Here is a 22,903-nt window from a genome sequence, read left to right as displayed (position 1 = left end):
GCTGCACTGCACACCAGACCCGCGCAAACGCCGAGTCGGTCTGGCAGAACTGCATGATCGGTCTCTGAGATGAACAGCCAAGGCGCCCAGCTCGGCAGCCATGCGGTCCTGCGCGAGGCCTTCACCCCCAAGCTCATCTCCGCCCTGCGCGAGGGCTATGGATTGGCGAGGCTACGGGCTGATGCGCTTTCGGGGCTGACGGTCGCGATCGTCGCGCTGCCGCTATCCATGGCGATCGCCATCGCCAGCGGTGCCACACCGGCCGCGGGGCTGTTCACGGCGATCGTCGGTGGCTTCCTCGTCTCGGCGCTGAGCGGCAGCCGCCACCAGATCGGCGGACCGGCGGGCGCCTTCATCGTCCTGATCGCGGCGACGATCGACCAGCACGGCTTCGACGGGCTCCTGCTCGCGACCATGCTGGCCGGCGCCATTCTAATCGCGGTCGGGCTGCTGCGGCTCGGCACCTACATCAAGTACATCCCGCATCCGGTGCTGGTTGGCTTCACCACCGGCATCGCGATCATCATCTTCGCCAGCCAGATTCGCGACCTGCTCGGGCTGACGCTGCCGGGCAAGGAGCCGGCGGCGCTGATCCCGAAGCTGCAGGCGCTCGCTACCGCTCTCGGCACGCTCAACCCGGCGGCGCTTGGCCTATCCGCTCTGACGATCGCGGCGATCCTGGGCCTGAGGCGCTGGCGGCCGGACTGGCCCGGCCTCCTGATTGCGGTTGCGCTCGCGGCCGCCGCGACCTTCCTGCTGCATTTGCCGGTCGAGACGATCGGCAGTCGCTTCGGCGGCATTCCGCGCGCCCTGCCCGCCCCGCATCTGCCGGTTTTCAGCCTCGACAAGCTGATCTCGGTGCTGCCGGCGGCGCTCGCGATCGCGGTGCTCGGCGGCATCGAATCGCTGCTCTCGGCCGTGGTCGCGGACGGGATGAGCGGGCGACGTCACCGTTCGAACATGGAGCTGGTCGCGCAGGGCGTCGCCAATATCGGCTCGCCGCTGTTCGGCGGCATCTGCGTCACCGGCACGATCGCCCGCACCGCGACGAACATCCGGGCCGGCGGCGTCACGCCGGTGGCGGGGATGCTGCACGCGGCCTTCGTGCTGCTGTTCATGCTCGTCGCAGCGCCGCTCGCCTCCTACATTCCGCTCGCGGCGCTCGCCAGCGTGCTCGCCGTCGTCGCCTGGAACATGGCAGAGAAAGCCGCCTTCACCGCGATCCTCAGGCATTCGCGCGCCGACTCACTCGTACTGCTCGCGACCTTCCTGCTGGTGGTCTTCGAGGACCTGATGGTCGGGATCGGCGTCGGTGTCGTGCTCGGCTCGCTGATCTTCATGCATCGCATGGCCAACATCGTCACGGTCGAGGCCGGCATGGACGCAGCGCTCGTCGACTATGACGAAGCAGGCCAGGACGAGCCGCAGGCGAACGGTAACGGCAAGCGCGACGCCGAGGCCTTCCACTACAGGATCACCGGCCCGCTGTTCTTCGGTGCCAGCAGCCATGTCGCGACAGTGCTCGATCGCGTCGGGCCGTTTCCCGAGCGCATCGTGCTCGACCTCTCCGGCGTGCCCTTCGCCGATTCCAGTGCTGCGGTCTCGCTCAAGACGGTGATCGACAAGGCGCTGCACCATGGCTCCACAGTCGAGATTCGCGGCGCTGGGCGGCAAGTACGGGCCGTGCTCGGCCATGAGGGGATCGATGAACGCCTCGTCTCGTTCCGGGAGATCGCCCAGAAGCCGGCCAAGGGCGTGGTCTGGGGGTAGAGGCTGCGGCAAGCGCGCGCTCGCCAGCAGCATCGGCATCGGCTACCGAAAAGCCATGACTGACCAGAACCATTGCGACATCGCCATTGTCGGGGCCGGCGCGGTCGGCTTCGCGGCAGCGCTCGCGCTCGCCGCAGCCGGGCGCAATGTCGTGCTGTTCGGGTCGGCGAGCGCCCCGCGCGACGGCCGTACCGTCGCCCTGCTGGACGGTTCCTGGCGGCTGCTCGAGGCACTCGGCCTGACGGAGACGCTCGACGCGGTGGCGGCGCCGCTCGCGCTGATGCGGCTGGTCGACGATACCGGCAGCCTGTTTCGTCAGCCGCCGGTCGAATTCAAGGCAGCCGAGCTCGGCCTGCCGGCCTTCGGCTGGAACGTCGAGAATGCCGCGCTCGTCGAGGCGATGGCGGCCAAGGCGGCGGCGGAGCCGCGCATCCGCACGATCCCCCAGGCTGCGACGGAAATCACGCCGGGTGCTGACGCGGTCCGGCTGGCAGGCGACGGTTTCGACCCTGTCGAGGCTCGGCTCGTCGTCGGCGCCGATGGCCGCAAGTCGCGCGTCCGGCAGGCCGCTGGCATCACCGCGCGCGACTGGAGCTATCCGCAGGTCGCGCTGACCGCGATCCTGAGCCATCGCCGCGAGCATCAGGATGCCTCGACCGAGTTCCACACCCGCTCCGGCCCCTGCACGCTGGTGCCGATGACCGGCCGGCGCTCTTCGCTGGTCTGGTTGCTCGAGCCGGCCGAGGCGGAACGTATCGCTGGGCTCGACGATCTTGCCTTCGCCCGTGCGGTCGAGCGGCAGACGCATTCGATCCTTGGCGCGCTGACGGTCGCAGGCCCACGCGGGCGTGTGCCGATGGGCGGCCTGTCGGTCGACCGCTTTGCTGACGCGCGCATGGCGCTGATTGGCGAGGCCGCACATGTCTTCCCGCCGATCGGGGCGCAGGGGCTCAATCTCGGACTGCGCGACGTCGCGGCGCTGCGCGATGCGGTTGCTGGCACCGGGGATCCCGGCGAAGAGGCGGCGCTCTCAGCTTACGATCGCTCGCGCCAGGCCGATGTCCGCCTGCGCACCGGCGCCGTCGATGCACTCAATCGGACCTTGCTGACCGATCTGCTGCCAGCCGATCTGATGCGTGGCGCCGGACTGTTGGCGCTGTCGCGAATCGCGCCGCTACGTCGCCTGGTGATGCGGCATGGCCTTGCCGGCGGCACCGCGGCGGGCTGAGGCTCAGATTTCGTAGTCGCCGATCGGCGGGCTCGCCCGTAATGCCGGCGCAGCGTCGCGGAACACGGGCGCGAGCGGTAGTGGTGTCGAAACCATCCGCCGCCCACCGGGCTCCTCGACTTGCCGGTCGAGCAGACCACGCGCCGTGAGATGCGGATCAGCCAGCGCCTCTTCGAGCGTCCGGACTACAGTGCAGCAGCAGTCGAGCGGCTCGATCGTTGCCCGCCAGTGTTTCGCCGGCTGCGATGCGATGATCGCGGTAATCGCAGCCTGCGTCGCTGCGGGATCGCGCCGGTCGTCGCGCAGCTCAGCGTCGAGTCCGATCCCTTCGCAGAAGCTCGCCCAGAACTTCTCCTCGAGTGCGCCGACGGCCAGAAACCAGCCATCGGCCGTCGCATAGAGGCCATAGCGCGGACTGGCCCCGGTCAGCAGCCCCTCCCCCGCCAGCCGGATAGCGACCGGAGGCCTGGCCCTGTGCCAGCGCGTACCAGGCGAAGGCGAGCATCGAGTCGGTCATGGCGATGTCGAGGTGGCAGCCTTGGCCGGAGCGGTCGCGCTCCCGCAAGGCGAGCAGAATGTTGATCACGGCCGGCATCGCGCCGCCGGCAATGTCGGCGACCAGGGTCGGCGGCAAGGGGGCTTGCCTGCCCTGCGCCAGCGACTGGCCGAGTAGCCCGCCGATCGCCTGGTAGTTGATGTCGTGGCCGGCTTCGAAGGCACGCGGGCCGTCCTGGCCGTAGCCGCTGATCGAGCAGTAGACCAATCGCGGATTGAGCGCCTTCAGTGTTTCGTAGCCGAAGCCGAGCCGTGCCATCACGCCCGGCCGGAACTGCTCGATGACGATGTCGGCCTGCTCGATCAACGGGGTCAACCGCGCCAGCGCATCCGGCGCCTTGAGATCGATGGCGAGGCTCTGCTTGCCGCGGTTGAGGGCGGCGAAGGGAGCGGAGGTCTCGCCGAAGCGCGGCGGGAAGCGGCGCATGTCCTCGCCGTCCGGGCGCTCGATCCGGATTACGCGCGCGCCGGCCTCGGCCAGGAAGAGGCTCGCCATCGGGCCGGGCAGAAGCGTCGAGAAGTCGAGGACGAGGAGATCGGAGAGCGGCTGCATCGATGGGCCCGCAAGCATGGCCCGGCGGGCCGTCAGGGAAAGAGATCGGCCGGCATCCTGCCCGTCTTCACCAGCCACAGGAAGCCCGTCAGCGTCACCGTCGAGACGATGGTTCCGACCAGGATACAGGCCGAGGCGCGCTCGATGCCGACGCGATACTGCGTCGAGATCACGAAGATGTTCAGCGCCGGGGGGAGCGCAGCCATGATCACCGCCGCATAGATCCACGGCGCCGAGAAAGTGCCGAACGCCGAGAGCAGCAGCCAGACCAGCAATGGGTGCAGCAGCAGCTTGATCGCGACGAGCCAGGGCAACTCGCCCGGCATCCGCCGCATCGGCTGCAAGGCCACCGTGACGCCGAGGAGGAAGAGCGCGCAGGGAGCGGCCGCCTGCGAGAGCCAGAGCGTCATCTTGTCGAGTGCGGTCGGCAGCTCGAGCTTCAGGAAGGCTGCGAGCACGCCGGCGACGGTCGCGACGTTGAAGGGATGGGTCACGACCCGCCAGACCACCTCGCCTGCCGTGGCGGCGAGGCTGCGCTTCTCGACGCCGGCCAGCGCCATCAGGAACGGGATCAGCGAGAACAGCAGGAGATTGTCGAAGACGAAGATCAACACCACCGGCGCGCTGGCAGCCGGACCGAGCGCCGCCAGGATCAAGGGCGGGCCCATGTAACCGATGTTCGAATAGGAGCCGGCGACGCCCTGCATCACCGCCTGCGGCATGTCACCGTGGTTATGGCGCCAACCGAGCGCGAAGGAGAGCACGAAGGCGCAAAACGTTGCGAGCGTCGTCACCGCGACGAAGCCCCAGTTCGTCAATTCGCTCAGCGGCTTGTCGGCGATCAGCCGATAGAACAGGCAAGGCAGCGCCACATAGATCAGGAAGAACTGCATCCAGGCCAGCCCTTCTCCCGGCAGCCGCTTGTAGCGACCGACGAGGAAGCCGAGCAGGATCAGGCCGAAGAAGGGCGCGACCAGATTGAACAGGTTGGCGATGTCGGCCATGGCGCCGCTTATAGGATGGCTGTCAGCGCATGAGAACCCGGTAGAGGAAGCACGCCCTGCACCAGGAGCGGAACGCAATGCCGACAACTCGGCCACGCGCAGGCACAACCAAAAATTGCAGAATTCCTATACACGGAAGCGATCGGGTAACATATTTCTGCCATGTTCCAGCACCGGCTCATGGAACAGGCAATGACGACCAGCACTCAGGCGGCGACAGGCAATCCGGAAACCGGGACGTTCTGGCGCTATTTCATGACATCCCCAACATTCTGGATGGTGTTTTTCCTGGCGTTGGTGGTCCTCGGGCTCGCGCTTCCCATACGCCTGCCGCTCGGGCCGAATTACTGGGACACCGATATCTATCTCGATGCCGCCCAGCGCATCTGGCAGGGCCAGATTCCCAATATCGACTTCTTCACATCGATCGGCCCGCTCGGCTTCTATCTCACCGCCGGCATCAAGGCGCTTTTCCCGCAGGCCCAGCCGGCCCTGCTCGCCAACTGGGCGATCGTGCCTGTCTTGCTGCCGATTGCGGCGTTGATCGCCCGGGATGTTGCCCCGCGGTCGCGCCGCTTGGCCCTGGCGATCCTGATACCCCTCCTGTTCCTGACCTCGCTGCCGATCAATCTGCACAGCCTCTATCCGTCGCCGGGCTTCGACGGTTTCGGCTATTACAATCGCCATGTCGCCTTGCTGCTCTATCTCCTGCTGGCGGCGCTTCTCTTCGTCGAAAGCCGGATCCTGCTGACGACGCTCGTCGCGGTGCTCATGGCGGCGCTGTTCCTGGTCAAGGTCACCGGCCCTGTGTCCGGCGCCGTTCTCGTCGGCTACGCGGTTCTGGCTGGGCGCTTGCGTTTTCGCGACGCCGCGATCGCCGCCGGCGCGGTCATCGCCTGCCTGGGTGTGATCGAGATCACGACCGGCGTCGTGTACGCCTATGTCGAGGACGTCCTTGTCCTCGCCATGCTCAATTCCGCTTCGTTCCTGCGGCGTTTCCTGACGCTGGGCTCGATCAAGTTCAACGTGATCGCCCCCTGCCTGATGCTGCTCGGCGTGCTTGCCGTCGCTGCCGGGCGTGAAAAACACTCGTTGGCGAGCTTGCTGGCTTCGCCACTCGGCTGGCTCAGCGCAAGCCTCTTTGCCCTGATCCTGGGCGAGACGCAGAACAGTGGATCACTCGAATTCATCGGCCTCTGGCCGGTCCTGATCCTGATACTCCGGGCCTATTATCCGCGCTCGGACGACCGCCTGCGCCCCTATGTGCTGGTGCTCGTCATGGCCGCCGCCCTGCCGAGCGCGGTGATCTTTCTCGAGAGAGGCGCGCGGGCCGTGATCGCCGCGCCGCGCTACCAGGCGCTGGATGTGCCGGATGTGGGACCACTCGGCCGGGTCAGCCTCAAGCCGGAACTGGCCGAACGTGCGATCGCGCAGGTCGACCACTACCCAAAATATAATGACGCCTATGAAGACCTCGTCCGTCGCGGTCTGCTGCCATCCGCTACGCTGTTCTCGGAAATCGACCATCAGGCGACTTGGCTGCTCGAGGTCCAGCAGGGAATCGATGCGATCAAGCATTGGGAGGCGACCAACGGTCGCCAGCTGAATGGCTTCTTCGCGCTCGATTTCGTCAGCCCCTTCAATCATCTGCTCGGCCGTGCCGCGCCGCTTCATGTCGCGCTCGGCATCGACACCGAGCGCACCAATCCCCGGGTTACGGCCGAAATGCTGGAAGCCCTGCGCGACATCGACGCGATCATGCGGCCGAAATGTCCCGTGGAGGTGAAACGGGCAGCGATCTGGAAGCAATACGCGCAGGCCCTCGAAGGCCGCCAGCTCGTGGCGCTCTCACCCTGCTGGGACATGTACCTGCGCAAGTTGAACCGGCCGGTAGAAGCGCGAATCGACAGCGGCCTGGGCCTATTCGCTGGCGCTAACGCTCTGGATGCGGATGCCTTAAGCTCTGAATGAGAGTGGCGCGGTCTACGGGAGTCGAACCCGTCTCCCCAGCGTGAAAGGCTGGTGTCCTAACCGATAGACGAAGACCGCAGGCCGGAGCGCGAAGCGCTCTAACGAGGCGGGGCGAGCTATAGTGTCCCGGCGAAGCTTGGGCAAGCCCGCTGTCAGGGTTTTTCGCAACTGCTCAGACCGGCCGCGCCAGATCGACCACACGCAGTTCGGCGCGCTCGCTGCCGCCCCAGCGGTTCAGCGTCAGTGTGCCGGCGATATGCACGCTTTCGCCGCGTGCCGCCAGCAGCGCCTGGCCGAGTGGTTCGCGCGCGGCGCGGAAGGCGATTCCCCCGATGGTGGTGCCGTCGCCTGCCCGCAGCTTGATCCGCATGTGGCCGCCTGCGCCGACCTCCACCACCTCGGTCAGGCGATGTGCCGGTAGGACGAAGACCGGTTCGGGGCAGCCGGCGCCGAACGGTCCGGCCTGATCGATCTCCGCGAGCAGGCGTGGATTGGCGCCGCCGGCACTGATTGCAGCATCGACCAGAAGCGCCTCTGCCTCGCGCGAGTTGGCGACGCCCGCAGCCAGCCGCTCGCTGATGAAGCTTGCGAACGCGACCTCCTGTCCCGGCACCAGGGTAATGCCGGCCGCCATGGCATGTCCTCCGCCCTTGACCGCGAGGCCGGCCTCGACCGCCTGCCGCACCGCACTGCCGATATCAACGCCGGCGATCGAGCGGCCGGATCCGGTCGCACCGCCATCGCCGTTGCGCGCGAGTGCGAAAGCCGGCCGGCGGAAGCGCTCCTTCAAGCGTCCTGCGATCAGCCCGACGATACCCGGATGCCATTCGGCCGAGCCGACGACCAGCACCGGATGCGAGGCGGCATCGTCGAAACGGTGCTCGACCTCGGCCACGGCTTCCTCGACTGCGGCGCGCTCGATCTCCTGGCGCTCCTGATTGAGCCGGTTGAGCTCGGCGGCGATGGTGCGCGCCTCGACCTCGTCGCGGGTCAGAAGCAGCCGGGCTCCGAGAGCCGCATCGCCGATGCGCCCGCCGGCATTAATGCGCGGGCCGAGCAGGAAGCCGAGATGCCAGGGCTGCACCGGACCGTCGAGGCCTGCGATATCGAGCAGCGCCACGAGGCCCGGCCGCTGGCGCGTGCGCATCATGGCGATGCCCTGGCGGACAAAGGCGCGGTTGAGGCCGATCAGCGGCACGACATCGGCGACGGTCGCGAGCGCGACGAGATCGAGTGCCGCGAGCAGATCTGGCTCGCTTCCCTTTGCCTGCCAGGCGCCGCGCCGGCGCAATTCGCGATTCGTCGCGACCAGCGCGAGGAAGACGACGCCGGCGGCGCAGAGATGGCCGAGGCCCGCGAGATCGTCCTGGCGATTCGGGTTGACCAGTGCCTGGACGTCGGGGAGCCGCTCGGGCGCCTGGTGATGGTCGAGCACCACGGTGTCGAGTCCGAGCCGCGCCGCCTGCTGCAGCGGCTCATGGCTGGTCGTGCCGCAATCGACGGTGACGAGCAGCGTCGCCCCCTCGCCTGCCAGTATGGCGATCGCATCGGCATTGGGGCCGTAGCCCTCGATCAGCCGGTCGGGGATATGGATGCGCGGCCGCGCGCCTGCCTCGGCGAGAAAGCCGGCGAGCAGCGCCGCCGAGCAGGCGCCATCGACATCGTAGTCGCCGAAGATCGCGACCTTCTCGCCCGCTATCGCCGCTTGAGCGAGCCGCTCGGCCGCACGATCCATGTCGCGCAGAACCGACGGATCCGGCAGGAGGTCTCGCAATTTCGGCTCGAGATGGCGCAGTGCTTCGCTCGATAGGACGCCGCGCCCGGCAAGAATGCGAGCCAGCGTATCGGGCACGCCCTCGACCTGCGCCAGCGCCTCGGCTTGTGCGAGGCCGGCAGCGTCGAGCCGGTCGCGCCAAGGGCGTCCGAGGGCGGAGTGCCCGACACCGAGGAACAGGCGATTCTGGCCGGAGTTCATGTGCCACCGCTGGCGCAGTGGCGCGACTTCGTCAATCGGCGGCGCATCACTCGAGCGGCTTCTGGTCCTCGATCGCCTGCGCCGTCACCTTGCGGGCGCTCACCGGCGCATGGCCGGAGACCTCGGCGCCGGCATCGGGCTTGAGCTGCAACATCCAGAAGACCGACGAGGCGGAAATCAGGCCGACGAGGACGAAGGCGGGCCAGAAATCGCCGGCGCCGAGCGCCTTGCCGCCATTGATAAGATTAGCAGATTCGAGCGCGAAGGCGCCGATGGTGACGCCGACGCTGAGCGACAATTGCTGAGCGACGCTGGAGAGGCTGGTCGCGCTCGACATGTCGCGGTTCGAGACATCGGCATAGCTCAGCGCATTGATGCCGGTGAACTGCAGCGAGCGGAAGCAGCCACCGACGAGCAGGACGCCGAGCATCAGCCAATGTGGCGTCGTCGGCGTGAACAGGCCGGATGCCGCGAGGAAAGCCGAGCCGATCAGCGCGTTGAAGGTCAAGACGCCCCTGAAGCCGAAGCGGGCGAGAATGGTCTTGGCCAGCGTCTTCATGATCAGCGCGCCGGCAGCCGAGGCGAAGGTGATCAGGCCCGATTGCAGAGCATCGAGCCCGAAGCCGAGCTGCAGCATCAGCGGCAGGAGGAAGGGTATGGCGCCGATGCCGATGCGGAAGACCGAGCCGCCGACGACGCCGATCCGGTAGGTGGGGATTCGCAGCAGCGCGAGGTTGAGCACCGGATAGGCCAGCCGGCGCGCGTGAAACCAGTAGAGAACCAGCGCCACGATGCCGAAAGCGACGCAGCCATAAGAGACCGCGATGGGCACGAGATGACGTCCGCCGGTGGCGAGGCCGAGCATCAGGGCGGCAAAGCCGGTCGAAGACAAAAGGAAGCCGGTGATGTCGAGCGGCGCGACGTCTTCCTCCCGAATGTCCTCGAAAAACATCGTGGCCAGCGCGATGCCGAGCAGGCCGATCGGCAGATTGATGAAGAAGATCCAGCGCCAGTCGAAATAGGTGGTGATGAAGCCGCCGACGACCGGTCCGACGACCGGACCGACCAGAGCGGGCACCGTCAGATAGGCGAGCGCGCTGACGATCTGCGATTTCTCGACGCTGCGCAGGATAACGAGCCGCCCGACCGGGACCATCATCGCCCCGCCCATGCCCTGGATGAAGCGCGCCCCGACGAAGGCGCCGAGCGAGTTCGAGAAGGCACACAGGACCGAGCCGAGCATGAAGATGCAGAGCGCGGTGCGGAAGATGGTGCGGGCGCCGAACTTGTCGGCCATCCAGCCCGAGATCGGGATGAAGACGGCGAGGCTGACGAGATAGGAGGTCAGCGCCAGCTTCAGTGCGATCGGGTCTTCGCCGAGCGATTGGGCGATCACCGGCAGCGACGTCGCGATCACCGTCGAGTCGGTGTTCTCCATGAACAGCGCGCAGGCGACGATGAGAGGCAGAAGCTTGGCGCGCTGCAAGGATTCGGACTTTCGGATTTGGCCGCCTGCTGCGCTTTACTGTGGGTGTACCCGGCTGGCGAGAGCGGATTGGAGCATAGTGACGAGGGTTGCGCCCGGTGCATGGCGGGCGGGCCGTGGTTCCGCAATGAGGGCCGGCTTTAGATATGCTCTCATGTCGTCACAAGGACGTGACCGCGGCCCCGTCATGCGCTTGTGGTGGGTCATTCCGGCCGAACTGTACCTATCTCTGGGTTGTAGGGGCAATGTCTAGGCATAGGCCGGCGCGGCTCGACCGCGGGCAAGAGGTGCTTCCATGATCAGTCAAGCCAATGTTTTTCAAGTATCGCGTCATGTACCCTGGGCGAGGCTGAAAGGGCTGGCGCTTGCCGTCGGCATGGGCTGGAGCCTGGCAGGCTTGATCTCAACGCCGGCAGCGGCGCTCGACACGAGCTGGAAAGGCGTGTGTACGTTCGCCATGGCGCCGCAAGGGTATACTGAGATGATGCGCGAACGGCTCTGTCTCGATCAGAACTATTGCCAGCAGATGGCCGACGCTCAGGGCAGTTCTTACACAGGCAATGGCTGCATCATGGTAGCGCCATCTGCTGCCGTCGAGCAGCGGCAGCAGCCGCGTTCGACCTACCCCAAGCGCTAGCCGGGCCGCGCGAGATCCGGGGCGAGTCTTGCCATCCTTCAATCGTGTTGCCTGGATGGGGGCACCCGTAGCGACACGATGATGGCGATGGGCTGCTTCGGCCTCGAGCCCAAGGCGCCGGACACGGCCCGCGCAGCAGCAGTAGGCACATTTTCTCGCAGCTTCGGCGGCCGCGGCTGCATGCCGCGACCGCCCAGGCAGTTTTTGTTGGCGTGCCCCTAGCGGGCGCGTCTCACGCATGATATCGGGCCTCGTCAACTCGGCTTAGGGCATATCCGCCCTGCCCCTTTTCAGTGCCGGCCGTACCGGCCCCGGAGTTGACGATGGCGACGATCACTGACGGTCTCATTCGCGACGGTTTGACCTTCGACGATGTGCTGCTCGAGCCCGGTCCATCCGAGGTGATGCCGAGCGATGTCGACATCGCGACCAAGCTGACCAAGACCATCTCGCTCAACCTGCCGATCATCGCCTCGGCGATGGACACGGTCACCGAAGCGAAGATGGCGATCGCCATGGCGCAAGCCGGCGGCCTCGGCGTCGTGCACCGCAACCTCGATCCCGAGCAGCAGGCGGCGCAGGTCCGCCTCGTCAAGAAGTTCGAATCCGGGATGATCGCCAACCCGATCACCATTCACCCGGACGAGACGCTGGCCGATGCGCTGGCACTGATGAAGAACAACGGGATCTCCGGCATTCCGGTGGTGGAGCGTGGCCCGCAGGGGCACAACGGCAAGCTCGTCGGCATCCTGACCAATCGCGACGTGCGCTTCGCCGCCAATCCCGAGCAGCCTGTCTCCGAGCTGATGACCAAGGACCGGTTGATCACGGTTCGCGAGGGCGTCGGCCAGGACGAGGCGCGCCGCCTGCTCCATCAGTTCCGGATCGAGAAGCTGCTGGTGGTCGACGACCACTATCGCTGCATCGGCCTGATCACCGTCAAGGACATGGAGAAGCAGGTCGCCCATCCCCATGCCGCCAAGGATTCTCGTGGCCGGCTTCTGGTTGCAGCCGCCACTACGACCGGCGATCTCGGCTTCGAGCGCTCGGAGCTGCTGATCGAGGCGGGCGTCGACCTCATCGTCGTCGACACCGCGCATGGCCATTCTGCCAAGGTGCTGGAAGCGGTCACGCGGGTGAAGAAGCTCTCCAACGCCGTCCAGGTCATCGCCGGCAATGTCGCAACCGCCGGCGGTGCGCAGGCGCTGATCGATGCCGGCGCGGACGCGATCAAGGTCGGCATCGGTCCGGGCTCGATCTGCACCACCCGCATCGTCGCCGGCGTCGGCGTACCGCAGCTCACCGCGATCATGGATGCGGCCTCTGCCGGGCAAAAGGCCGGCATCCCGGTCATCGCTGATGGCGGCATCAAATATTCGGGCGATCTCGCCAAGGCGCTCGCCGCCGGTGCGTCTTGCGCCATGGTCGGCTCGCTGCTCGCGGGGACCGACGAGACCCCGGGCGAGACCTTCTTGTACCAGGGCCGCTCCTACAAATCCTATCGCGGCATGGGCTCGGTCGGCGCGATGGCACGCGGCTCGGCGGACCGCTACTTCCAGCAAGACATCAAGGACGCGCTGAAGCTGGTGCCGGAAGGCATCGAGGGCCAGGTCGCCTATAAGGGGCCCGTTTCGAGCGTGCTGCATCAGCTCGCCGGCGGCCTGCGCGCCGCGATGGGCTATGTCGGCGGCCGCGATCTCGAAGACTACCGTGCGAAGGCGCGCTTCATCCGTATCACCAGCGCCGGCCTGCGCGAGAGCCATGTCCACGACGTGACGATCGTTCGCGAAAGCCCCAACTACCCGACGCGCTCCTAACCCTGGATCGCCACAAGGCGATCCATCCTTTATCGAGCATCTGATCAGCCCGAAAACCGGGACCACTTTTCGGTCCGATGCTTCAGGACGAGGCCGACATGACGCTCAAGCTGATCTATCCTGCGCTGGCCCAGATCCTCTGGAGCTTCATCGTCCTCGTCATCATGTTCCTGCGGCGCCAGAAGGCCTTCGCCAACCGCGAGGTCCGGCTGGCGGATATCGCGGTCTCGACCGAACGCTATCCTGAGCCGGCGCGGCTCGCCGCGGCCAATTTCAGTAATCAGTTCGAGACCCCGCTGCTCTTCTTCGCGCTGATCCTGATCGCGATGCATGTCGGGGCGACCGGCTATGTCATGGCGGCACTGGCCTGGGCTTATGTCGCAACCCGAATTGTCCATACACTGATCCACACCGGCTCGAACAGGCTGCAACAACGCGCGATTATCTTCGCAGTCGGCGTCGCATGCCTGTTCTTTATGTGGCTCGGCATTGTGATTGCCGTCGTCTGAACGTTTTTTCTTTGCGCACGCAAGACGTGTGGCGGCGAGTTCTCGCTGCCGATTTGTCGGCTCTGTCACATCCTCGCTACAGCGGCCGATAAACCGTAATCGACACTTGCGTCCAAACTACACCCTCTTCATGCTAAATACTTGCGGTGAGGATGGTTTGGGGAGCGGCCGTCCGGCAGGGTCGGCGTAGCGCTCCCCGTGGCGCAAGGCTTTCTATGGCAGTGCTGACTTTCGGGCGTGTGGCTCTGTTCTCGGCCGCGGGCGTTCTCGCCGCGGGCGCGTTTCTTCATGTGACCGGCCGCCCTGTTCCATGGCCGCTTGACCAGGTACCCTACGGCAAGGTGATCCCGGCGCCGGCAAAGCCGGCTGCAACCGCAGCCGCCCCCGCAGCCGGCAGTAATCGTCCGGGCCAGGCGAACCGGCCGCCGGTGACCATCGTCACCGCCAAGGCCGAGCGCCGCCCGATGCCCGTCCGGATCGATGCGATCGGCACGGTGCAGGCGATCTCCACCGTCAATATCCGCTCGCGTGTCGACAGCCAGATCATGGCGGTCGAGTTCCGCGACGGCGCCATGGTGAACAAGGGCGACGTATTGTTCCGGCTGGACTCGCGCCAGCTCGAGGCGCAGCTGCGCCAGGCCGAGGCCAGTGTCGCACGCGACAAGGCCTCGCTCATCGCGGCCGAGTCCGATCTGCGGCGGGCCGAGGAGCTTTCGCGGCGTGAGATCGCGACCGACCAGCGCCTCGACACCGCCCGCACCGCAGTGAGCACGCTACGCGCCGCGATCCGGGGCGGCGAAGCTGCTGTCGACAGCCTGCGCGTCCAGCTCAGCTATTACACGATCAGCGCTCCGGTCTCGGGACGGGTCGGCGTCGCCGCGCTGAAGGAAGGCAACATCGCCAAGAGCGGCGACAGTTCGGCGATGCTGGCGACGATCAACCAGATCGATCCGATTTATGTCAGCTTCGCCGTGGCGCAGCGCTATCTGCCGGAAATCCGCGAGGCGATGCTGGCGAAGACGACCGCCGTCCAGGCGACCCAGCAAGGCGCCGGCAAGGGCGTCGAAGGCACGATCGCGGTGCTCGACAATTCCGTCGACGCGACGACGGGTACGATCCAGATTCGTGCCAGCTTCGACAATGCCGACGAGACGCTCTGGCCCGGCGCGCTCTGCCAGGTCCGGCTGACGCTGAGGACAGAGCCCGACGCCGTCACGGTGCCGCGCGAGGCGGTCCAGACCGGGCAGAACGGCTCCTATGTCTTCGTGATCGAGAACGGCGCCGCCCGGGCTCGGCCGATCGTGGTCTCCCGCAATATCGAGGATCGCGTCGTCATCGCGTCGGGCCTGACCGGCGACGAGACCGTGGTGATCGACGGGCAACTGCTCCTGACCGATGGTGCGCGCACGATCGAGCGCGGCCGTGGCGGCCAGAGCCCGCCGGCGCCCAATCTGACCTCCCAGCGGGGGAGCGCCGGCTGATGAACCTGCCCGAGGCCTGCATCCGTCGCCCGGTCATGACGACCCTTCTGATGGCGACGTTCCTGATCTTCGGGCTGTTCGCCTTCAAGCAATTGCCGGTCGCCGCCCTGCCCCGGGTCGATTTCCCGACCATCAATGTCAGCGCCCGCCTGCCCGGCGCCAGCCCTGAGACGATGGCCTCCTCGATCGCTGCGCCGCTCGAGCGCGAATTCGCCTCGATCTCCGGCATCACCTCGATGTCGTCGGTCTCGCAGCAGGGCTCGACCTCGATCACGCTGCAGTTCGACCTCAACCGCAACATCGACGGCGCAGCCCTCGACGTGCAGGCGGCGCTCAGCGCCACGACCCGGCGCCTGCCGCCGGAGCTCCCTGCCCCACCGAGTTTCAGGAAGGTCAATCCGGCCGACCAGCCGGTGCTGTTCATGGTGCTGACCTCGGCGACCAAGCCGCTCTACGAGGTCCATGAGTTCGGCGAGAACATCCTGCAGCAGCAGATCTCGCAATTGGCCGGCGTCGCCCAGGTCAACATCTTCGGCGCGCAGAAATATGCGGTCAGGGTGCGGGTCAACCCCGACGCCGTCTCCGCCCGCGGCCTTGCTTTGAGCGATGTCCGCACGGCCATTGCCGCGGCAAACTCGAATTCCCCGGTCGGAACGCTGAACGGCACCAACCAGCGCATGGTGCTCGGCGCGACGGGCCAGATGGAACGCGCCAACGAATACGGCAATCTGATCATCTCGCAGAAGAACGGCGTGCCGATCCGCCTCAACGACGTGGCGCAGATCCTCGACTCGGTCGAGAACGACCAGACCGGCAGCTGGTACAACGGCCAGCGCTCGATCATGCTGGCGGTCTATCGCCAGTCGGACGCCAATACGGTCCAGGTCGTCGACAGCATCAAGAGCCGGCTCGACGCCTATCGCGCGCAGTTGCCGGCTGCGATCGACCTGGTCGTGCTCAACGACCGTTCGATCCCGATCCGCGAGGCGGTCGAGGACGTCGAGGTCTCGCTGATGATCGCGATCGCCCTCGTCGTCATGGTGATCTTCCTGTTCCTGAAGAGTTTCGCCGCGACGGTGATCCCGACGCTGGCGCTGCCGATCTCATTGGTCGGCACCTTCGCGATCATGCACGCGCTGGGCTATTCGCTCGACAACATCTCGCTGCTGGCGCTGACGCTCGCCGTCGGCTTCGTCGTCGACGACGCGATCGTCATGCTGGAAAACATCATCCGGCACATCGAGATGGGCAAGAAGCCGTTCCAGGCGGCGCTCGACGGCTCGCGCGAGATCGGCTTCACCATCCTGTCGATCACCATCTCGCTGGTCGCGGTCTTCATTCCCGTCTTCTTCATGGGCGGTGTGGTCGGCAAGGTCTTCGCCGAGTTCGCCGGCACGATCGCGGCAGCGATCATCGTCTCGGGCTTCGTCTCGCTGACGCTGACGCCGATGCTCTGCGCCCGCTTCCTCAAGGCGCATGACCATCACAAGAAGCCGAACATTGTCGAACGCGTGTTCGAGGCCGGCTTCCAGGGCATGCTGAGCGCCTATCGCTGGACGCTCGACGCCGTGCTCAAGGCGCGCTTCCTGATGCTGCTGGTGACGCTCGGCACGGTCTACGTCTCGGTCCAGCTCTATATCGACGTACCCAAGGGCTTCTTCCCGACCGAGGACACCGGCCTCTTGCGCGGTGCTACCGAGGGGCCGCCCGACACCTCCTTCGAGGCGATGGCGGCACGCCAGATGCGCGTCGCGGAGATCGTCAAGGCCGATCCGGCGATCGACTACCTGACCTCGAACATCGGTGGGTTCAACGCCACCAACAACGGCTTCATGTTCATCGCCCTGAAGCCCAAGGACCAGCGCGACAAGGCCGATGTGGTGATCGCCCGCCTGCGCCGCGCCGTCTCGGAGGTGCCAGGCATCACCGCGGTGTTCCAGCAGGTCCAGAACATCAATCTCAACGCCGGCCGCTCCTCGCGGGCGCAATACCTCTATTCGCTGCAGGGGCCCGACCTTGGTGCCCTCTTCAACTACGCGCCGCTGATGCAGCAGCGCCTGGCGCAGCTGCCGCAACTGCGTGACGCCAATATCGACCTGCAGCTGCGCAATCCGCAGCTCTCGATCGATATCGACCGCGAGCGCGCCGCCAGCCTCGGCATCTCCAGCGACCAGATCCGCCAGGCACTCGGCAACGCCTTCGGCTCGCGCCAGATTGCGACGATCTTCACGCCGGCGACCGACTACCAGGTGATCATGGAGGCCGAGCGCGCCTACCAGCAGGATCCGGCGGTGCTGTCGCGCCTGCTGCTCAAGGCCGCCAATGGCCAGAACGTGCCGCTGGAGACGGTCGCGACGATCAAGCCGAGCGTCGGGCCGCTTGCCGTCAACCGGATCTCCCAGCAGCCGGCGGTGACGATCTCGTTCAACACCGCGCCGGGCGTCTCGCTCGGCGACGCCGTCAACGCGATCCGCGCGGCCGAGCGCGAGATCAACCTGCCCGCCTCGATCGTCACCAGCTTCGCCGGCTCGGCCCAGCTCTTCCAGGATGCGCTGAAGGGCCAGGGCCTGCTGATCTTCGCCGCGATCCTGGTGATCTACATCATCCTCGGCATTCTCTACGAGAGCTTCATCCACCCGATCACGATCCTGTCCGGCCTGCCCTCGGCCGGTCTCGGTGCCCTGCTCGCCTTGCAGTACTTCCACATGGATCTGTCGGTGATCGCAATCATCGGCATCCTGATGCTGGTCGGCATCGTCAAGAAGAACGCGATCATGATGGTCGACTTCGCGATCGAGCGTCGCAAGATGGGCGACGACGCGCTGACCGCGATCCGCGATGCGGCGCTGGTGCGCTTCCGACCGATCATGATGACGAGCTTCGCCGCGATCTTCGGCGTGCTGCCGATCGCGCTCGGCGCGGGCGCGGGCGCCGAGTTGCGCCAGCCGCTCGGCATTGCCGTGGTCGGCGGCCTGATCGTTTCGCAGTTGCTGACGCTCTACATCACGCCCGTCGTCTACTTCTATCTCGACAAGGTCGATAGCTGGCTTTCGGGCCGCGGTCGCGGCGAGCGGGAGGAGGCGGCGGCGCTTCCAGGCGCAGTGCCGGTCGCGATCCCGCAGGCTGTCCATCACCAGCAGGATTGAACCTGCCACCCCAGGCTGCCGCTCTCCCAAGACCGACAGCCCATCTTACGGCGATCCCCGCATTAACGATGACGCCGGCTTTGCGGTGACAGCGGCCGGCTCGCCGTTGAGTCTTAACGAAAAGTAAACTAAGCCCATAAAGCGGCGGACAATGAACTAGCGAGCGATGGAGTAATCGCGGTGCTTCGTGTCCGTAATGTCGATTGCCTGCGTTCCGATCCTGTCCCGCCGACCGGTTCCAGCTCCTCGACGAAGGTGAACCCCGTTTCGCGTGGCCGCAGCAGCGGCCTGCGCCTCGCGGCCATGGCCGGCTTCGGGCTTGCGCTCGGTGCAGGTGGCACGATCCTGACGGTGTCTCTGGTTCAGGCCGAGGACGATGCCGGAATCCGCGCCTTCCATCGCGAGGAAGCCGCCCGTCGGGCAGAGCGTGCACCGCAACGTGCAACCTATGCCTCCGTTCCAGTGTCGGCTTATGCTCCGGCCCGCCAGACCTGGTCCGTGCCGTTTTTCCAGGCACGCCCGGAGGGGCGTCTGAGCCCGCCGCCGGTCGACCTGAACCCCTTCAGGCCGGTCCAGGTCGCGCCGAAGCAGGCGCAGCAGAAGCAAAAGCTGCCGGCGATGCGCTACGACACGGTGTCGGGCGCGGCCGACGTGACGCGAACCATCTGCGTACGCCTCTGCGACGGCTTCCAGGCGCCGATCGGCCATTTGCGCAGCCAGGCTGACTACAAGGCACATGAAGCGCTTTGCCAGGCAGCCAATCCCGGCGTGCCGGTCAAGGTCTTCAAGGTCGCGGCGGGGGCTGCAACCACCGACGATGCCGTGGCGAGCGATGGCAAGACCTATCGCGCATTGCCGATGGCCTATGCCTATGAGCGCGGCGCCGATCCGGCTTGCCGGCCCGCAATCGCGACCGCCAACGATCGCCGTGTCTCGCTACTGCGCGACTTCACCTTGCGGCCGGGCGACAGCATTGTGCTCGACGGGCGGGTGCGTACCTTCACCGGCTCCGGCAAGTGGCCCTATACCGCCGCGGATTTCCGCGACTTCCGCGGCTCGCCCGAGCTGACCGCCAGCGACCGCCGGCAGATCGACGCGAAGGTCGGAATCTCGCACGCCGAAGCGCAGGTTCGTGCCCTGCGCCGGGAGATGCGGGTTCGCGAGGCCAGCCTGCACGACGACAACTATGCCAGCGACGCGCTCGGGCTGCGCGGTGTGCTCGCTCCACGCGACGCCATCGCAAATCCGCCGCGCGTGGTCCTGCAGACACCGTTCGCGCGGAACTGAGCTTCATTTTAGGATGATTGTCCTGGGTTTTTGATCCTAGGACAATTCACCCAAGGTCAGCCGAAAGATCGATGGACGACCGAATGGCCTTCCGGCACATTCGCTGCATTGCAGCATGGAGCCGAGCATGACGACCAAGACGCCGCGCCAGTTTTTCCGTCCGCTGGCGATCGGCGCGCCCGAGCCCTATCGCGATTTGCCGCTGCGGCTGGAGCGGATGATCCATTTCGTGCCGCCGCATCTGGAGAAGGTGCGCGCCAAGGTTCCCGAGCTCGCCAGCCAGGTCGACATCGTGCTCGGCAATCTCGAGGACGCCATTCCGGTCGAGGCGAAGCAGGCGGCACGCGACGGCTTCATCGAACTAGCCAAGGCGACCGATTTCGGCACGACCGGATTGTGGACGCGGGTCAATGCACTGAACTCGCCCTGGTTCCTCGACGACATCGCCGCGATCATGTCCGAGATCGGCGGCAAGCTCGACGTCGTCATGGTGCCGAAGGTCGAGGGGCCCTGGGACATCCACTATGTCGATCAGCTGCTGGCGCAATATGAAGCGCGCCATGCTTTGCCCAAGCCGGTGCTGATCCACGCCATCCTGGAGACCGCCGAGGGCGTCAAGAACGTCGACGCGATCGCCACCGCCTCCCCGCGCATGCACGGCATGAGCCTGGGGCCGGCTGACCTTGCCGCCTCACGCGCGATGAAGACTACCCGCGTCGGCGGCGGTCACCCGGAATACAAGGTCATCGCCGACCCTACGCCCGATGGCGGCGCGCGCGCGATCGCGCAGCAGGATCTTTGGCATTACACCCTCGCGAAGATGGTCGATGCCTGCGCCTCTGCCGGCCTGAAGCCCTTCTACGGCCCCTTCGGCGATTTTTCGGACGCCGCCGCCTGCGAGGCGCAGTTCCGCAACGCCTTCCTGCTCGGCTGCGCCGGCGCCTGGACGCTGCATCCCTCGCAGATCGAGATCGCCAAGCGCGTGTTCAGCCCGGATCCCGACGAGGTCGCCTTTGCTGTGCGTATCCTGGCGGCGATGCCGGATGGTTCGGGCGCGGTGATGATCGACGGCAAGATGCAGGACGACGCGACCTGGAAGCAGGCCAAGGTCATCGTCGACCTGGCGCGACAGGTGGCGGCCCGCGATCCGGCATCGGCAGTGCGTTACGGATTCTGAAGTAGATTTCCTGCCGCGACATCCTTGGATATTGACGCATTTGCGACGTAATCCTAGGTCAAGCGCTGCAAGCGGCGACGATACCGGCAGTGACGGGCCGGCCTGGGACTGAACGAGGACATGGAATCACGCACGGCGAAATTCCGCATCGGCGACGTGGTGCGCCATCGCGTCTATCCGTTCCGAGGGGTGATCTTCGACGTCGATCCGGTGTTCTCGAACTCGGATGACTGGTGGTTGGCGATCCCGGAGCATCTGCGTCCGTCCAAGGATCAGCCCTTCTACCATCTCTTCGCGGAGAACGAGGAGACCGAGTACGTCGCGTATGTCTCCGAACAAAATCTCGTGATCGACGAGTCCGGCCAGCCGGTCCGGCACCCGCAGGCACGCGAATATTTTCGGCGTGACCGCAAGGGTAAGTATCGGATTGACAGATCGGAGCTGAACTAGAGCATTTTCGAGCGAAGTGGGTACCGGTTCGCGTGAAGAAAATGCGATAAAACAAAGAGATAGAGAATTTCAGCGATTCGGAGAAACGCGGAAATGCTCTGAGGATCAGCTTTCGCGCTGCGCCTGCGGAAAGCGCACGGCGAAGGACCCTTCCCGCTCCGGCGGCAGCCTGACCAGCAGGATGAGCGCGCCATCCTCTGCATCCTCTCGATCGAGGATTTCGCCATTGGCGTGCAGCCAGGCCAGCGACTTGCCGTCGCCCGGCGGCAAGGTGAGCCGGTAGACCGGCCGGGTTCGCGCGATGCGTTGCTCGATCGCATCGGTCAACGGGCCCATCCCCTCGCCTGTCAGGGCTGAGACCAGCACTGGGCGTGAAGCATCCGGCTTGAGCGTAGCGAGAGCGCCCTGGCGCTCACGCTCGTCGCCCGAGAGCAGGTCGGCCTTGTTCCAGACCTCGATGACACGGCCGCCATCCTCCGGATCGATGCCGAGATCGCGCAGGATGCCCTGGACATCGGCGGCCTGGGCCTGCGTGTCCTCGTGTGAGACGTCGCGGACATGCAGCAGCACATCGGCCTCGATCGCATCCTCCAGCGTGGCGCGGAAGGCGGCGACGAGCTGCGTCGGCAGGTCGGAGATGAAGCCGACCGTGTCGGAGAGCATGATCCTGGCGCCATGCGGCAGCTTCAGCGCCCGCGCCGTCGGGTCGAGCGTGGCGAAGAGCATGTCCTGCGCCAGCACCTCGGCCGAGGTCAGCCGGTTGAACAGCGTCGACTTGCCGGCATTGGTATAACCGACCAGCGCGACGACCGGATAAGGCACGCGCTTGCGGCTGGCGCGATGCAGCGAGCGGGTGCGCTTCACGCTGTCGAGATCGCGCTCGATCTTGCTCATCCGCTCCTGGATGATGCGCCGGTCGGCCTCGATCTGGGTCTCGCCGGGGCCGCCGAGGAAGCCGAAGCCGCCGCGCTGGCGCTCCAGGTGGGTCCAGGACCTGACCAGGCGGCTCTTCTGATAGTTGAGATGGGCGAGCTCGACCTGCAGCGCGCCTTCGCGCGTGCGGGCACGTCGGCCGAAGATCTCGAGGATCAGGCCGGTGCGATCGATGACCTTGCAGCCGAAGGCCTTTTCGAGATTGCGCTGCTGGACCGGTGACAGGGCGCAGTCCATCACGACAAGACCGATCTCCTCGATCTTGACGCGCTCGCTAAGCTCCTCGACCTTACCCTTGCCGAGATAGGTCGCAGGACGCAGCGCGCCCAGGATGACCGGGATCGCCTCGACAATCTGGAGATCGATGGCGCTGGCCAGTCCGAACGCCTCGTCCAGCCGTGCTGCGTGGCTGCGCTGGTTTTCGTCAGCCCCTGCCCCCGACCGACACTGTGGCGCGCCCGATAGGGGCCGACCACAAAGGCGCGGGTCTCTGCCGCCAAGGCATGTTCGGCCGCGTCGATCGAGAGTCCGATCGAGCGCCCGTCGCCTGCCCCAGCCTTGCCAGCCACGGCTCAGGCCTTGTCCGTTTCCTCGGGCTCGAACAGCTGGACCGGATGGCCCGGCATGATTGTTGAGATCGCGTGCTTGTAGACGAGCTGGGAATGCCCGTCCCGGCGCAACAGCACGCAGAAGTTGTCGAACCAGGTCACGACGCCCTGCAATTTGACGCCGTTTACGAGAAAGATGGTGAGAGGGATCTTCTGCTTGCGGACATGATTGAGAAACGTGTCCTGAAGGTTTTGGGCCCGTTCTGCGGCCATGGGTAGCCCCTGTTGTTGGGATCGCAAATCGGCTTGCGGATGCGATCCAGATCGTCCCGTTAGGCTTCGGCGCCAATCGCCGGGCATTCGGACACCGACGCTT

The 22,903-nt window shown here is 66.1% G+C and carries 17 protein-coding genes, 1 tRNA gene and 1 pseudogene; 11 read left to right on the top strand and 8 right to left on the bottom strand.

The annotated features are described in order from the left end of the window. Positions 1–69 precede the first annotated feature (69 nt). A complete protein-coding gene (locus QO058_RS01095) occupies positions 70–1,770 on the top strand; it encodes a SulP family inorganic anion transporter (protein WP_284169914.1) in 1,701 nt (566 codons plus the stop codon). Positions 1,771–1,825: 55 nt separating this feature from the next. After that, the gene (locus QO058_RS01090; RefSeq protein ID WP_284169913.1) at positions 1,826–2,998 is read left to right on the top strand and encodes a UbiH/UbiF family hydroxylase; all 1,173 of its coding nucleotides are present in this window, start codon (positions 1,826–1,828) and stop codon (positions 2,996–2,998) included. 3 nt (positions 2,999–3,001) lie between these two features. Here the strand turns inward: QO058_RS01090 and QO058_RS01085 are convergent, their stop codons facing one another. The 3 genes from QO058_RS01085 to QO058_RS01075 are packed head-to-tail and all read right to left on the bottom strand — an operon-like array spanning position 3,002 to position 5,110. Further along, complete coding sequence (locus QO058_RS01085; protein ID WP_284173066.1) at positions 3,002–3,373, bottom strand: CoA transferase; 372 nt, start codon at positions 3,371–3,373, stop codon at positions 3,002–3,004. Continuing rightward, a complete protein-coding gene (locus QO058_RS01080; RefSeq protein ID WP_284169912.1) occupies positions 3,306–4,106 on the bottom strand; it encodes a CaiB/BaiF CoA transferase family protein in 801 nt (266 codons plus the stop codon). The genes QO058_RS01085 and QO058_RS01080 overlap by 68 nt, the downstream gene beginning before the upstream one ends. 32 nt (positions 4,107–4,138) lie before the next feature. Beyond that, positions 4,139–5,110 carry an AEC family transporter gene (locus QO058_RS01075; RefSeq protein WP_284169911.1) on the bottom strand — a complete coding sequence of 324 codons (972 nt, stop codon included), beginning with the start codon at positions 5,108–5,110 and terminating at the stop codon, positions 4,139–4,141. 192 nt (positions 5,111–5,302) lie between these two features. On the opposite strand from QO058_RS01075, the gene QO058_RS01070 reads away from it, so the two are divergent. Continuing rightward, complete coding sequence (locus QO058_RS01070) at positions 5,303–7,081, top strand: hypothetical protein (RefSeq protein ID WP_284169910.1); 1,779 nt, start codon at positions 5,303–5,305, stop codon at positions 7,079–7,081. A gap of 3 nt (positions 7,082–7,084) precedes the next feature. Here QO058_RS01070 and QO058_RS01065 read toward each other — a convergent pair. The 3 genes from QO058_RS01065 to QO058_RS01055 all read right to left on the bottom strand — a co-directional run bounded on the left by QO058_RS01065 (position 7,085) and on the right by QO058_RS01055 (position 10,542). Next, a tRNA-Glu gene (locus QO058_RS01065) sits at positions 7,085–7,159 on the bottom strand. 94 nt (positions 7,160–7,253) lie between these two features. Next, positions 7,254–9,056: a single-stranded-DNA-specific exonuclease RecJ gene (gene recJ, locus QO058_RS01060; protein ID WP_284169909.1), complete on the bottom strand. Its 1,803-nt coding sequence runs from the start codon at positions 9,054–9,056 to the stop codon at positions 7,254–7,256. Between the two features lie 46 nt (positions 9,057–9,102). Next, positions 9,103–10,542 (bottom strand): MFS transporter, encoded by a 1,440-nt coding sequence (locus tag QO058_RS01055; RefSeq protein WP_284169908.1) that lies wholly within the window; start codon positions 10,540–10,542, stop codon positions 9,103–9,105. Between the two features lie 295 nt (positions 10,543–10,837). Between QO058_RS01055 and QO058_RS01050 the strand changes: the two genes are divergently transcribed. The 8 genes from QO058_RS01050 to hspQ all read left to right on the top strand — a co-directional run bounded on the left by QO058_RS01050 (position 10,838) and on the right by hspQ (position 21,046). Next, complete coding sequence (locus tag QO058_RS01050) at positions 10,838–11,179, top strand: hypothetical protein (RefSeq protein ID WP_284169907.1); 342 nt, start codon at positions 10,838–10,840, stop codon at positions 11,177–11,179. 323 nt (positions 11,180–11,502) lie between these two features. Continuing rightward, a complete protein-coding gene (gene guaB / locus QO058_RS01045; protein ID WP_284169906.1) occupies positions 11,503–12,996 on the top strand; it encodes an IMP dehydrogenase in 1,494 nt (497 codons plus the stop codon). 98 nt (positions 12,997–13,094) lie between these two features. After that, positions 13,095–13,505 carry an MAPEG family protein gene (locus QO058_RS01040; RefSeq protein ID WP_284169905.1) on the top strand — a complete coding sequence of 137 codons (411 nt, stop codon included), beginning with the start codon at positions 13,095–13,097 and terminating at the stop codon, positions 13,503–13,505. A 215-nt stretch (positions 13,506–13,720) separates the two neighbouring features. Then, positions 13,721–14,986 carry an efflux RND transporter periplasmic adaptor subunit gene (locus QO058_RS01035; RefSeq protein ID WP_284169904.1) on the top strand — a complete coding sequence of 422 codons (1,266 nt, stop codon included), beginning with the start codon at positions 13,721–13,723 and terminating at the stop codon, positions 14,984–14,986. Next, complete coding sequence (locus QO058_RS01030; RefSeq protein WP_284169903.1) at positions 14,986–18,132, top strand: efflux RND transporter permease subunit; 3,147 nt, start codon at positions 14,986–14,988, stop codon at positions 18,130–18,132. The genes QO058_RS01035 and QO058_RS01030 overlap by 1 nt, the downstream gene beginning before the upstream one ends. Positions 18,133–18,312: 180 nt before the next feature. Then, positions 18,313–19,419: a DUF2865 domain-containing protein gene (locus QO058_RS01025; RefSeq protein WP_284169902.1), complete on the top strand. Its 1,107-nt coding sequence runs from the start codon at positions 18,313–18,315 to the stop codon at positions 19,417–19,419. A gap of 127 nt (positions 19,420–19,546) precedes the next feature. Further along, on the top strand, positions 19,547–20,596 hold the full coding sequence (locus QO058_RS01020; RefSeq protein ID WP_284169901.1) for an HpcH/HpaI aldolase/citrate lyase family protein: 1,050 nt from the start codon (positions 19,547–19,549) through the stop codon (positions 20,594–20,596). A 120-nt stretch (positions 20,597–20,716) separates the two neighbouring features. Beyond that, complete coding sequence (gene hspQ, locus QO058_RS01015) at positions 20,717–21,046, top strand: heat shock protein HspQ (RefSeq protein ID WP_284169900.1); 330 nt, start codon at positions 20,717–20,719, stop codon at positions 21,044–21,046. A gap of 105 nt (positions 21,047–21,151) precedes the next feature. Here the strand turns inward: hspQ and hflX are convergent. Both hflX and hfq read right to left on the bottom strand, forming a co-directional pair. Next, a pseudogene (gene hflX / locus QO058_RS01010) lies at positions 21,152–22,548 on the bottom strand (GTPase HflX). 3 nt (positions 22,549–22,551) lie between these two features. Next, positions 22,552–22,800, bottom strand: coding sequence for an RNA chaperone Hfq (gene hfq / locus QO058_RS01005; RefSeq protein ID WP_069880868.1), 249 nt, complete (start codon positions 22,798–22,800; stop codon positions 22,552–22,554). Positions 22,801–22,903 lie beyond the last annotated feature (103 nt).

This window comes from Bosea vestrisii (genome assembly GCF_030144325.1).
Taxonomy (GTDB): Bacteria; Pseudomonadota; Alphaproteobacteria; order Rhizobiales; family Beijerinckiaceae; genus Allobosea; species Allobosea vestrisii_A.
The sequence above is the reverse complement of the archived record's forward strand: the minus strand, read 5'-3'. Positions and strand labels throughout refer to the sequence as shown.

What these genes read in the sequence shown, in the direction of transcription:
- QO058_RS01040 (WP_284169905.1), top strand. Translation starts at nt 13,095, where the DNA reads ATGACGCTCAAGCTGATCTATCCTGCGCTGGCCCAGATCCTCTGGAGC.
- hfq (WP_069880868.1), bottom strand. Translation starts at nt 22,800, where the DNA reads ATGGCCGCAGAACGGGCCCAAAACCTTCAGGACACGTTTCTCAATCAT.
- QO058_RS01080 (WP_284169912.1), bottom strand. Translation starts at nt 4,106, where the DNA reads ATGCAGCCGCTCTCCGATCTCCTCGTCCTCGACTTCTCGACGCTTCTG.
- QO058_RS01050 (WP_284169907.1), top strand. Translation starts at nt 10,838, where the DNA reads ATGATCAGTCAAGCCAATGTTTTTCAAGTATCGCGTCATGTACCCTGG.
- QO058_RS01075 (WP_284169911.1), bottom strand. Translation starts at nt 5,110, where the DNA reads ATGGCCGACATCGCCAACCTGTTCAATCTGGTCGCGCCCTTCTTCGGC.
- QO058_RS01070 (WP_284169910.1), top strand. Translation starts at nt 5,303, where the DNA reads ATGACGACCAGCACTCAGGCGGCGACAGGCAATCCGGAAACCGGGACG.
- QO058_RS01035 (WP_284169904.1), top strand. Translation starts at nt 13,721, where the DNA reads ATGGCAGTGCTGACTTTCGGGCGTGTGGCTCTGTTCTCGGCCGCGGGC.
- guaB (WP_284169906.1), top strand. Translation starts at nt 11,503, where the DNA reads ATGGCGACGATCACTGACGGTCTCATTCGCGACGGTTTGACCTTCGAC.
- QO058_RS01030 (WP_284169903.1), top strand. Translation starts at nt 14,986, where the DNA reads ATGAACCTGCCCGAGGCCTGCATCCGTCGCCCGGTCATGACGACCCTT.
- recJ (WP_284169909.1), bottom strand. Translation starts at nt 9,056, where the DNA reads ATGAACTCCGGCCAGAATCGCCTGTTCCTCGGTGTCGGGCACTCCGCC.
- hspQ (WP_284169900.1), top strand. Translation starts at nt 20,717, where the DNA reads ATGGAATCACGCACGGCGAAATTCCGCATCGGCGACGTGGTGCGCCAT.
- QO058_RS01020 (WP_284169901.1), top strand. Translation starts at nt 19,547, where the DNA reads ATGACGACCAAGACGCCGCGCCAGTTTTTCCGTCCGCTGGCGATCGGC.
- QO058_RS01090 (WP_284169913.1), top strand. Translation starts at nt 1,826, where the DNA reads ATGACTGACCAGAACCATTGCGACATCGCCATTGTCGGGGCCGGCGCG.
- QO058_RS01095 (WP_284169914.1), top strand. Translation starts at nt 70, where the DNA reads ATGAACAGCCAAGGCGCCCAGCTCGGCAGCCATGCGGTCCTGCGCGAG.